General features: G+C 70.9%; 12 protein-coding genes and 1 pseudogene. 10 read left to right on the forward strand and 3 right to left on the reverse strand.

What is annotated here, in order from left to right; genetic code table 11:
* The first annotated feature begins 316 nt into the window (after positions 1-316).
* From pqqC to VP06_RS31500, 4 genes and pseudogenes are all read left to right on the forward strand, one after another.
* Positions 317-1,410 (forward strand): annotated as a pseudogene (gene pqqC, locus VP06_RS31480) (pyrroloquinoline-quinone synthase PqqC).
* Between the two features lie 34 nt (positions 1,411-1,444).
* Entirely contained in the window at positions 1,445-2,596 is a 1,152-nt protein-coding gene (gene pqqE / locus VP06_RS31490; protein WP_048467766.1) for a pyrroloquinoline quinone biosynthesis protein PqqE, read from the forward strand.
* Positions 2,593-3,324: a hypothetical protein gene (locus tag VP06_RS31495; protein ID WP_048467767.1), complete on the forward strand. Its 732-nt coding sequence runs from the start codon at positions 2,593-2,595 to the stop codon at positions 3,322-3,324. Before pqqE ends, VP06_RS31495 begins: the two co-directional genes overlap by 4 nt.
* Positions 3,305-3,673 carry a hypothetical protein gene (locus VP06_RS31500; protein ID WP_048467768.1) on the forward strand — a complete coding sequence of 123 codons (369 nt, stop codon included), beginning with the start codon at positions 3,305-3,307 and terminating at the stop codon, positions 3,671-3,673. Before VP06_RS31495 ends, VP06_RS31500 begins: the two co-directional genes overlap by 20 nt.
* A 76-nt stretch (positions 3,674-3,749) precedes the next feature.
* On the opposite strand, the gene VP06_RS31505 is transcribed toward VP06_RS31500, so the two are convergent.
* Positions 3,750-4,661: a LysR family transcriptional regulator gene (locus VP06_RS31505; protein ID WP_048467769.1), complete on the reverse strand. Its 912-nt coding sequence runs from the start codon at positions 4,659-4,661 to the stop codon at positions 3,750-3,752.
* A 99-nt stretch (positions 4,662-4,760) separates the two neighbouring features.
* Here VP06_RS31505 and VP06_RS31510 point away from each other — a divergent pair, with 99 nt between their 5' ends.
* The 3 genes from VP06_RS31510 to VP06_RS31520 all read left to right on the forward strand — a co-directional run bounded on the left by VP06_RS31510 (position 4,761) and on the right by VP06_RS31520 (position 7,142).
* Positions 4,761-5,420, forward strand: a complete 660-nt coding sequence (locus VP06_RS31510; RefSeq protein ID WP_048467770.1) for a L,D-transpeptidase — start codon at positions 4,761-4,763, stop codon at positions 5,418-5,420.
* Positions 5,421-5,563: 143 nt separating this feature from the next.
* Positions 5,564-6,490, forward strand: coding sequence for a cyclase family protein (locus VP06_RS31515; protein WP_082167734.1), 927 nt, complete (start codon positions 5,564-5,566; stop codon positions 6,488-6,490).
* A gap of 10 nt (positions 6,491-6,500) precedes the next feature.
* Complete coding sequence (locus tag VP06_RS31520) at positions 6,501-7,142, forward strand: Uma2 family endonuclease (RefSeq protein ID WP_048467771.1); 642 nt, start codon at positions 6,501-6,503, stop codon at positions 7,140-7,142.
* Between the two features lie 27 nt (positions 7,143-7,169).
* Here VP06_RS31520 and VP06_RS31525 read toward each other — a convergent pair whose 3' ends face one another.
* Positions 7,170-7,559 carry a VOC family protein gene (locus tag VP06_RS31525; RefSeq protein WP_048467772.1) on the reverse strand — a complete coding sequence of 130 codons (390 nt, stop codon included), beginning with the start codon at positions 7,557-7,559 and terminating at the stop codon, positions 7,170-7,172.
* 31 nt (positions 7,560-7,590) lie between these two features.
* Positions 7,591-8,385 (reverse strand): quinoprotein dehydrogenase-associated SoxYZ-like carrier, encoded by a 795-nt coding sequence (locus VP06_RS31530; RefSeq protein WP_048467773.1) that lies wholly within the window; start codon positions 8,383-8,385, stop codon positions 7,591-7,593.
* 259 nt (positions 8,386-8,644) lie between these two features.
* On the opposite strand from VP06_RS31530, the gene folP reads away from it, so the two are divergent.
* The 3 genes from folP to folK are packed head-to-tail and all read left to right on the forward strand — an operon-like array spanning position 8,645 to position 10,345.
* The gene (gene folP / locus VP06_RS31535) at positions 8,645-9,430 is read left to right on the forward strand and encodes a dihydropteroate synthase (protein WP_082167735.1); all 786 of its coding nucleotides are present in this window, start codon (positions 8,645-8,647) and stop codon (positions 9,428-9,430) included.
* 5 nt (positions 9,431-9,435) lie between these two features.
* On the forward strand, positions 9,436-9,825 hold the full coding sequence (gene folB, locus VP06_RS31540) for a dihydroneopterin aldolase (RefSeq protein WP_245291389.1): 390 nt from the start codon (positions 9,436-9,438) through the stop codon (positions 9,823-9,825).
* Entirely contained in the window at positions 9,818-10,345 is a 528-nt protein-coding gene (gene folK / locus VP06_RS31545) for a 2-amino-4-hydroxy-6-hydroxymethyldihydropteridine diphosphokinase (protein ID WP_280950261.1), read from the forward strand. The genes folB and folK overlap by 8 nt, the downstream gene beginning before the upstream one ends.
* Positions 10,346-10,540 lie beyond the last annotated feature (195 nt).

Here is a 10,540-nt window from a genome sequence, read left to right on the forward strand (position 1 = left end):
GGGATCGCTGCGAGGAGTGGGAAGGGGTAAGGGCGTGCCGCTTTGGTATGACGCGCTGAGCGTGGTGCTGGCGGCATGACGGCCGAGTCTGACTCAGAACCGTGGCACCCTCGCCCCGAACTCCTCTGCCACAGGCGAGAGCGGGATCACGCGGTGTCGCCTCGACGCGCGGATCCCATCGGGACATCGTCGCCCAACGCACTTTGGTCGCCCTTGACCCGTCGTTGCGCCAGATCAAATTCCCGCCCACGGGACAACCGATAACCAAGAAGCCGGACCCTTCAGGACGCCCGACGCCATGACCGCCTCCCTCGCCATGCCCTTCAGCCCGACCGAGCCCGCCGACCGTCTGCTCTCCCCGGCCGAGCTGGAAGCGGCGCTCCGCGACATCGGGGCGCGGCGCTACCACAACCTGCACCCGTTCCACCGCCTGCTGCACGATGGCAAGCTCGACAAGGATCAGGTGCGGGCCTGGGCGCTCAACCGCTACTATTACCAGGCGATGATCCCGGTGAAGGATGCCACCCTGCTGGCGCGCCTGCCGGACGCGAACCTTCGCCGGGTCTGGCGCCAGCGCATCGTCGACCATGACGGCGACCACGAGGGTGACGGCGGCATCGAGCGCTGGCTGAAGCTCGCCGAGGGCGTTGGGTTCGACCGCGACTACGTGCTCTCGACCAAGGGCATCCTGGCCGCGACCCGCTTCTCGGTCGAGGCTTACGTGCATTTCGTCGCCGAGCGCTCCCTGCTTGAGGCCATCGCCTCCTCGCTCACCGAGATGTTCTCGCCGACCATCATCTCGGAGCGCGTCGCCGGAATGCTGAAGAACTACGACTTCATCACCCGCGAGACCCTGGCCTATTTCGACAAGCGCCTGACCCAGGCGCCGCGGGATGCCGATTTCGCCCTCGACTACGTCAAGCGCCACGCCGTGACGCCGGAGCAGCAGGCCCAGGCTCTCGACGCCCTTCGCTTCAAGTGCAGCGTGCTGTGGACCCAGCTCGACGCGCTCTCCTTCGCCTACGTGTCCCCCGGGACGATCCCGCCGGATGCCTGGCGCCCGGGCGAGGGCCTGCGGGCGGAGGCGTCCACCACGACGCTCGTCGGCGCGGGGGCCGGTGCATGAGCCTGACCCCCGACAGCGTGCCGCGCCTGCCCCGCGGGGTGCGGCTGCGGCACGACACGGTGCGCAACGCCCACGTGCTGCTCGCCCCGGAACGCACCTTCGACCTCGACCAGAACGCCGTGGCGGTCCTGAGCCTGGTCGACGGTGCCCGGAGCATCCGGGCCATCGCCGAGGCGTTGAGCCAGCAATACGAGGTCGACCGCGCCGTCATCGAGCCCGACGTCGTCACGATGCTGGACGGTCTGCTGCTCAAGCGCGTGCTCGAGACCGTGCCGGCGGCGTAAAGGCCCCAGGAGGGACAGTCCGGGAGGGACAGTCATGAACGCCGTCACACCTGCCAGCTTTCCTGCCCTGCCGGCCCCGATCGGGCTCCTCGCCGAGCTGACGCATCGCTGTCCGCTGCGCTGTCCCTATTGCTCGAATCCGCTCGAACTCGACCGGCGCTCGGCCGAGCTCGACACGGCGACCTGGCAGCGGGTGCTGGCCGAGGCGGCGGGCTTAGGCGTGCTTCACGTCCATCTCTCGGGCGGCGAGCCGACGGCGCGGCAGGACATCGTCGACATCACCCGTACCTGCGCCGAGTTGGGCCTCTACTCGAACCTGATCACCTCCGGGGTGGCGGGGGCGCTGGACAAGCTCGACGCGCTCTATGATGTCGGCCTCGACCACGTGCAGCTCTCGGTTCAGGCGGTCGAGGCGGCCAATGCCGAGCGGATCGGCGGCCTCAAGAACGCGCAGCCGCAAAAGTTCGCCTTCGCCGAACGGGTGACGGCGCTGGGCCTGCCGCTGACGCTGAACGCCGTGATCCACCGCGGCAACATCGCCGAGGTGCCGGCGCTGATCGATCTGGCGGTCCGCCTCGGCGCCAAGCGCCTGGAGGTGGCCCACACCCAGTATTACGGCTGGGCCTACGTCAACCGCGCCGCCCTGATGCCGGCCAAGGCCGATGTCGACCGCTCGATCCGCACCGTCGAGGAGGCGCGCGAGCGGCTGAAAGGCCAGCTCGTCATCGACCTCGTGGTGCCGGATTACTACGCCAAGTACCCCAAAGCCTGCGCCGGCGGCTGGGGCCGGCGGCTGATGAACGTCACGCCGACCGGCAAGGTGCTGCCCTGCCACGCCGCCGAGACGATTCCCGGGCTCGCCTTCTGGCACGTCCAGGATCATGCGCTCGCCGAGATCTGGGCGGATTCGCCGGCCTTCCGGGCCTATCGCGGCACTGACTGGATGCAGGAGCCGTGCCGCTCCTGCGACCGGCGCGAGAAGGATTGGGGCGGCTGCCGCTGCCAGGCCCTGGCGCTGGCGGGTGACGCCGCCGCCACCGATCCGGCCTGCTCGCTCTCGCCCCTCCACGGCAAGGTCCAGGCCCTGGCGATCGCCGAATCGGCGCTGGAAACCGCGCCCGACTACCAGTACCGCACCATCGGCGGCGCCCCCCGCGCCGCCGTGCCCGAGGGAGCGCCCGTGTGAGCCGTCTCGTCCTGGTTGGTCTCCTGTCCGCCCTCCTCGGCGGCCCGGCTCTCGCGCAAGGCACGCCGTCCCCGGCCGCGCCGCCGCAAGCCGCTCCCTCCCAGAGCCCGCCGTCCCAGGGCACGCCGCCGAACGCCACCGCGCTGCTGTTCGAGACCAACCAACTCGCCAACGCTCCCCCGGGCCAAGCGATCAGCTACCGCTATACCCGCTTCAGCGGCATCGAGAGCGCCCCCTTCGGCCCTCCGGTCGAGGACCGCATCCGCGAGGAGGTGGCGCCGGGCGCGCGCGCCGAGACCCGGAACCTCAAGGTCGAGATGTTCTCCGGCGAGCGCCGGATGCCGACGGCGACCTACGAGGACATCCCCGGCAACCCGGTTCTGGTGCGCTTCCTCGAGCATCACCTCGAGGACCTCGCCAAGGTGCTCAAGGGCAATCCGCGCTACATCAAGAACGGCATCCGGCGCGCCTTGCGCGAGAGCGCCAGCGTGGCCCCGGCCGAGGTCGAGGTCGGCGGCAAGACGGAGCCGGGCTGGCGCGTGGTGGCGCGGCCCTTCGTGGACGATCCGGTGCGCGACCGCCTGCGCGGCTTCGACAGCCTGACCTACACGTTCGTGGTCTCCCCGACGGTGCCCGGCCAGATCGTCTCGATCGATGTCCGGGCGACGAACCCCGAGGGCGGACTTCTGCTTCAGGAAACCCTGACCTATGAACCGAATGCTGGCTAAGGCGCTCCTCGCGGGCGGCCTGCTGATCGTGGCCGCAGCGGTCTCCGCGCGGGCCGACGACAACGACTATCCGACCGAGGCCCGGGCCGATTACGTGTTCGGCTGCATGGCGGCCAACGGCCAGACCCGCGAGGCGCTGACGAAATGCGCCTGCTCGATCGATGCCATCGCGGCGATCCTGCCTTACGACAAATACGTCCAGGCTTCGACGATCCTCGGGATGCGCCAGGGCATCGGCCAGCGCGCCAACGAGTTCCGGTCGACCAAGATGTTCGACGACAAGATCGCCGAATTGCGCCGGGCCCAGGCCGAGGCGGAGATCCGCTGCTACCGGCCGAGCGCCAACTGATCCGGGTTGCCTAAGCAGATTTCGCCGAACCGGTGACCACTTCGGCGAAATCTGCTTAGCGCTGCGCAGCCCCCACCTACGGGGTCGGACCGATGCCCGCCAGGGCACGGATGCGGGGCACGGCGAAATCGGTGAAGGCGCGGACGGCCGGTCGCATGTGGCGCGTCGATGGATAGACCAGGAAGGCTTCCGTCGAGCGGAGCGTGTAATCCGGGAGCACGTGCACCAGGCGGCCGGCCGCCAGATCCTCGGCGACCAGGAGACGCTGCACGGGCCCGATGCCGCGTCCCTCGCGCAGAGCGTGGACCAGCACCTCGGCGTTGTTGGTCCGCAGGATTGGACGAACCGGGACATCGACCGTCTCGCCGTCGCCCTGGAGGGTCAGCAGGGTGCGCGAGACGGCAGCGGAGGCGATCGTGACGACGTCGCACGCGGTCAAGTGCTCGGGCCTGCCGATCTCGCCCGCCCGCGCCAGGTAGGCGGGCGCTGCGACCAGGATACGGTGCGACCAGCCGAGCCGGCGGATGATCAGATCCTGTCCCTCGGGCCGGCCGTAGCGCAGCGCCAAGTCGTAATCCTCATGGACGAGGTCCACCACCCGCTCTTCCAGCACGAGGTCGATCGAGACCCGCGGATGCTGCGCCTGGAAGTCGGCCACGATCGGATGCAGGTGCCTGACGCCGATGCAGGACGGCGCGTGCAGGCGCAGCCGGCCCTCGACCTGCGCGCCCTCGGCACGCAGGTCCTCCAGCGCGGCGTCGATCGCCGCGATGGCCGGCTGGCTCGCCGCGTAGAGCCGCAGCCCTTGGGGCGTCGGTCGCACGAGCCGCGCGGAGCGCTCCAGGAGGCGTGCGCCGACATGCGCCTCAAGGTTGCGCAGGTGCTTGCTGATCGCGGGCTGGGACACTGCGAGATCGCGGGCGGCGGCGGTCATGGAGCCGCGATCGACGGTGCGCTGGAAGGCACGCAGGGCGAGAGCAAGATCCATCGATGCCATCCGGTTATGGGCCCGATCACCGCATGACCGATCGACAGGGCGGAAGCATGGCCGTTTCCTGAAGGCCCCTGATCGATTGAATTTCCGACCATGATCCTGACCCGCCGCTTCCTGCTCTCGGGCACGCCCCTGTTCCTCGCCGGCTGCATCACCCATCCGGCGCCGCCCCTCGTGGCCGATCACCGCCCGCCGGTCGATCCTGGCACGCTCGCGACTTACGCGGCGCTCGACACCGAGCCGTTCCCCGTACCGGCCATCGATCTGACCGGGATCGACCCGCGCTTCCTGCGCCGGGAGGTCGCCTACGCCACGTCGGAGCCGCCCGGGACCATCGTGGTCGACCCCGCTGCGCGTTACGCCTACCTCGTGCGCGAGGGCGGACGGGCCATCCGCTACGGGGTGGGAGTCGGCAAGAACGAGGCTTTCAACTTCCGCGGCGATGCGGTCATTGCGCGCAAGGCGGAGTGGCCGCGCTGGACGCCGACACCCGCGATGATCCGCCGGGAGCCGGAGCGCTACGGGCCCGTCGCAGGCGGCCTGCCGGGCGGGCCGGGCAACCCGCTCGGACCGCGGGCACTCTACCTCTTCCGGAACGGACAGGACACGCTGTACCGGCTCCACGGCACGACGGAGCCGGGAACGATCGGCACCATGGTGTCGTCGGGCTGCGTGCGGTTGCTCAACCAGGACATTATCGACCTGTATCGCCGCGTCCCGACGGGCTCGCGCGCCGTCGTCCTGCCCGCGTAGCCGATGTCCCGAGCGGGGTCGACGCCCCGCGGGTCCGGCGCATCGCCCGACCTTCCCCGGGCGGCGGCGGGGTCCGCCCAGGCGGTTGCGGCCCCCCTCGCGGACCGGCATTCTGGCCGCCTCTCGATTGGCGGGGATGCGCGATGAAGCGGCTCATCGGAATGGTGCTGGCGGCGGAGTGTCTCGTCCGCCCGGCGGTTGCCGACGACCTGTCCCTGTGGGCGCTCTACGACCGGACGCTTCGCTCGGCGAAATACATCGACCTCACCCACGCCTTCGCGCCGGTGCAGCCGGTCTGGCCGGGATTCTCCGGCGCCCGGTTCAAGCCGGCCCGGGCCGGCCGCCCGCTCGACGGGTTCGCGCGTGAGGGCGACGTCTTCACCTACGAGACCCACGGCTTCGTCGCCACCGCCTACGATCTGCCGACCGACCAGTACGGCACCCAGCTCGATCCGCCCGCGCACTGGAACCCGCGCGGCGCGACGATCAGCGATCTGCCGGCGACCTACACCCTGCGGCCCCTCGCGGTGATCGACATCTCGCCCAAGGTCGCCCGCGACGAGGGCTACCACCTCCAGGTCGCCGACATCGCCGCCTACGAGGAGAAACACGGCCGCATCCCGGCCGGGGCCGTGGTGATGGTGCGTTCGGACTGGTCGAAGCGCTGGGCCGAGACCGAGCGGTTCCGGCAGAAGCCGTTTCCCGGCGTGAGCCTTGCGGCGCTCAAGGTCCTGCACCTGGAGCGCAAGATCCTGTTCCACGGCCACGAGCCGCTGGACACCGACACGACGCCGACCCTCGAAGGCGAGGCGTGGCTGATGCACAACAACTTCGCGCAGGCCGAAGGGGTGACGAATCTCGACCAGGTGCCGGAGGCCGGCGCCTTGATCGCCATCGGCTTCGCCAAGCCGCTGGGCGGCACCGGCGGCTTTGCCCGCTACGTCGCCATCGCGCCGGCAGGCTGGCCGCACGGCGTCAGCGTCGATGCGGTGCCGGGCGCGCCGCTGGCGCAGCAGCCCGCGCCGCTGCGGCGGGACGCGGATGGGGTGATGCGGCCGACGGGCCCGTGAGGAGGCGAGGATGACGATGCCGAGCCGCCTCTCCCCGGCGGCGTTCCGGGCGTTTCAGGACGGCCGGCCCGACGAGGAGCGCTGGGAACTGATCGATGGGACGCCGGTCATGATGACGCCGCCGCCGCCGCTGATCGATCACAATCGGATCGCCAGCAATCTCGAGCGTCTGCTGAACGACGCCCTGGCGCTCTGCGATCCCGACCGCGAGGCGGTGCAGCGCCCCGGCCTCGAAATCGAGGTCGGCCCCGCCGCGTTGGAGGGACTGGGTTTTGCCGGTGCGTACCGACCGGAGCCGGACGTGGCGGTGATCGACTATGAGCCGGTGGCCGGCCGCCGCTTCGTCGACCGTGCCCATCTCCTGGCCGAGGTGGTGTCGGGCACCGACGATGATCCGATCCTGCCGGGCGGAGTGTCGTGGATCGACGCGAAGACGCGGCTCTACCGGGCGCACCAAGCCTGTCGGGCGGTCCTGGTCATCGAGCAGCGCCGGATCGCGGTCGTGGTCTGGGAGCGCGGACCGGACGGGTGGGACGAGCGGCGGCTCACCGACCCGGACGATGCGCTGGATCTGCCGGGTTTCGGTCTGCGCTGCCCGGTCGGTGCGCTCTATGCCGGCACGCACCTGCGGCCGCGGCGGCGGCCTGCATGACGGCGGCCTGCGCTTCTCGCGAAGGGATCACCCGCCCATGGCGCTGCACAACTCCACCAGCACGCCGTCCCCGTCCCGGACATAGGCGACGACCTGGCCCCACGGCTTCGTCACCGGCTCCGCCACCGGCAGCGCCCCCGCCGCCACGGCCCGGGCGAAGGCCGCCGGGATATCCTCGGCGATCAGGCCGACCTCGAAGCCGGCCGGCGCCTCGGCGCGGCGGTTGAGGCGGAAGCCCGGACAGGTCTCCGCCACGAATCCCTCCTCGGCAAAGGCGAGCGCCGTCGCGCCGGTCTCCAGCTCGGCATACTGCCCGCTCTCGTGGACGAAGCGCGCCGCCAGCCCGAAGGCGCGCTCGTAGAACGCGACGCTCGCCGCGACGTCGGGAACGTAGAGGATCACATAGCCGAGCCGCATCGCCGAATCGGCCCCGCCGGAGCTTGCGCCCTCAGCTACCATGGCCCGCCGGGAAAGTCCGGGTGAACACCCGGCCCTCGGTGTCCTTGGCCGCCACCGTCACCGGCTCGGCATGGCCCGTGAAGGAGAAGCGGAAGGTCGGGTCCTCACTGATCGAGATGCCGCCGGTCATCGAGAAGAGCGGCGTCTCGCCCTGGCGCACGCTGAGGGATTCGACGAACCAGGCCGGGGTGTAGAGCCGGGTCACCTGGTCCATCTGCAAGCCGGAATAGTTCGGGTGGCGGACCTGCACCTGGGCCTCGCCGCGATCCGCGAAGGTGCGGAAGCGCATCTCGCCGAGATGGGCCTGGGCCTCGGCCGGGTCCTTCACCGCCGGGGCCGAGCAGCCGCCCGCCGCCTTGACGTAGGCTTTGGTCATGTAGAGCCCGCCATCCTCGGTCTCGGCGATGGCGCGGACATACGAGTAGGAATTCACCCGGATGCGGGTGGAGAGGTCGAAGCGGCGTTGGCCTTGCGCGAACCGGATCGTGCCGACCACCGGCGAGGGGTTCTCGTCCACCACCAGGGTCAGGCTCGTGACCCGGCGGGCATCGCCCTCCGGCAGCGCGATATGGAGCGTCACTGGGACGATGGCGGCGTCCTCGGCGCGCTTGGGCGCCTCCAGGCTCACCAGCCCGGCGCCGTCCCGGATCGGGCGCTCGCCCACGACGCTGGGGCGCAATTCGCTCCAGGTGGTCTCGGGACGCTCGTCCTGCGCCGCAGCCGGCCCGGCCAGGACCGCCCAGACGCCCACCGACACGGCGCAGAAGGCCGGCGACACTCTCATGACGCATTCTCCCGGAGGCGGGCCCTGACGGGCCTCGTTCTGAACTCTCCGACCAATGTAGAGGACGCCCGGGCCCGGCGCCAGGATAAGTCCCTGAACAGGCGCAGCTTCGGGGTGCGTCTCGCCGGATGGTGATCGGCCGGGTGCCGTTGCGTGCCGGCGCCGGCCGGCCTATCCCGGGGTGGTCGCCTTCGAGGATCGTCGCTCCGTGTCTGCACTCGCTGCCCTGCTGCCGGATCTCGGCCGCCGCACCCTGGTGATGGGCATCCTGAACGTCACCCCCGATTCGTTCTCGGATGGCGGCCGCTTCCAGGAACTCGACGCGGCGCGGAGCCAAGCCGCCCGTCTGGTCGAGGAAGGAGCCGCCCTCCTCGATATCGGCGGTGAATCGACGAGGCCGGGCCACAAACCTGTCCCGGCCGAGGAGGAGCAGGCCCGGGTGCTGCCGGCGATCCGGGCCCTCAGCCCCACCCTCCCCGTCCCGATCTCGATCGACACCTACAAGGCCTCGACCGCCGAGGTCGCGCTCAAGGCCGGCGCCCGCATCGTCAACGACGTCTGGGGCCTGCAACGGGAACCGGAGATCGCGACCGTGGCCGCCCATCACGGCGCCCCGGTGGTGGTGATGCATAACCGCGAGACTGTCGATCCGAGCCTCGACATCGTCGACGAGATGCGGGCCTTCTTCGAGCGCTCGCTGACAATCGCCCGCCGGGCCGGCATTCCCGACCGCGACATCGTGCTCGATCCCGGCATCGGCTTCGGCAAGAGCTGGGAGCAGCACCTGGACGCCCTGCGGCGCCTGCCCGAGCTGACGTCTCTCGGGTTCCCGCTCCTCGTCGGCGTGTCGCGCAAATCGGTGCTCGGGCGGCTCCACAACGCTGCCACCGCCCCGGCCGATCGCCTGTTCGGCTCGATCGCCGCCCATGTCGCCGCCGCGTCGCTCGGGGCCGACATCGTGCGGGTCCACGACGTGCGCCCGCATGTCGAGGCTTGCCAGGTGGTCGACGCGATCATGCGTCCCGCCTCCCGCCCCGGAGCCTGATCCCCGTGGTGATCCCCTCGGTGAGCCCGTTGGACCGCATCCTGATCCACCGCCTCGCGGTCTTCGCCCATCATGGCCTGCTGCCGGAGGAGGCGGTGCTGGGCCAGCGCTTCTACCTCACGCTCGAAGCCCGCCTCGATCTGCGCGAGGCCGGCCGCAGCGACGACATCGCCGCCACGGTGAGCTACGCCGACCTCGCGGGCCTCGCCCACCGCATCGCCACCGAGCGCCGCTTCCGGCTGATCGAGGCCCTGGCCGAGACCATCGCCCAGGAAGCCCTCGCCACCTTCCCGGCGCTCCAGGCCCTGACGGTGCGGATCGACAAGCCGGGCGCGCCGGTGCCGCTGGTGCTCGACGGCCTGACGGTCGAGATCACGAGGACGCGCGGTGCCTAACGGATCGTCGGCTGACGCTTATCTCGGGCTCGGCAGCAATCTCGGCGACAAGGCCGCGATGCTCGATGCGGCGATCGCGGCGCTCGCCGCGACGCCCGGCATCGCGATCACGGCCCGCTCGCGCGACTACCGCACCCCGCCCTGGGGCGACACCGACCAGGACTGGTTCCTCAACGCGGCTGTCGGCATCGTGACGACGCTGTCGCCCCACGCCCTGCTGGACGCCTGCCTTGCCGCCGAGACACGCCTCGGCCGGGTGCGGGAACGCCGCTGGGGCCCGCGGGTCATCGATATCGACGTGCTGCACTATGCCGGCGCCACGGTGTCGGACGAGCGCCTGGTGCTGCCGCACCGCTTCCTGCGCGAGCGCGCCTTCGTGCTGGTGCCGCTCGCCGAGATCGCCCCGGACCTGATGATCGGCGGCGAGACGGTGATGCAGGCGCTGGCCCGGCTCGACCGGAGCGGGATCGAGCCGGTGGACGACCCTGTGCCGACGGGGCGCCCGATACCGACCGTGTGATCCCTCCGTCCACGCGCAGGGTGATGGAGCCCGCCGCCACTGGTCGATCCTGCCCTGGACGAGGCGGGCGAGGCCGTCCGGCGGCCGGTTCGCGCCCGTCACTCCGAGCCCGCCAAGGGATGCGGCGAGCGCCTCGCCCTTGCCCGACCGGGATGGCCCGACCGGGATGGGATCACTCCCCCAACCCCACCTCCC

It is taken from the genome of Methylobacterium aquaticum (assembly GCF_001043915.1).
Classification (GTDB): Bacteria; Pseudomonadota; Alphaproteobacteria; order Rhizobiales; family Beijerinckiaceae; genus Methylobacterium; species Methylobacterium aquaticum.

Bases quoted from the DNA above. Each gene is read 5' to 3' on its own strand.
- pqqE (WP_048467766.1), top strand. From the start codon at position 1,445: ATGAACGCCGTCACACCTGCCAGCTTTCCTGCCCTGCCGGCCCCGATC.
- VP06_RS31500 (WP_048467768.1), top strand. From the start codon at position 3,305: ATGAACCGAATGCTGGCTAAGGCGCTCCTCGCGGGCGGCCTGCTGATC.
- VP06_RS31505 (WP_048467769.1), bottom strand. From the start codon at position 4,661: ATGGATCTTGCTCTCGCCCTGCGTGCCTTCCAGCGCACCGTCGATCGC.
- VP06_RS31510 (WP_048467770.1), top strand. From the start codon at position 4,761: ATGATCCTGACCCGCCGCTTCCTGCTCTCGGGCACGCCCCTGTTCCTC.
- VP06_RS31515 (WP_082167734.1), top strand. From the start codon at position 5,564: ATGAAGCGGCTCATCGGAATGGTGCTGGCGGCGGAGTGTCTCGTCCGC.
- VP06_RS31520 (WP_048467771.1), top strand. From the start codon at position 6,501: ATGACGATGCCGAGCCGCCTCTCCCCGGCGGCGTTCCGGGCGTTTCAG.
- VP06_RS31525 (WP_048467772.1), bottom strand. From the start codon at position 7,559: ATGCGGCTCGGCTATGTGATCCTCTACGTTCCCGACGTCGCGGCGAGC.
- VP06_RS31530 (WP_048467773.1), bottom strand. From the start codon at position 8,385: ATGAGAGTGTCGCCGGCCTTCTGCGCCGTGTCGGTGGGCGTCTGGGCG.
- folP (WP_082167735.1), top strand. From the start codon at position 8,645: ATGGGCATCCTGAACGTCACCCCCGATTCGTTCTCGGATGGCGGCCGC.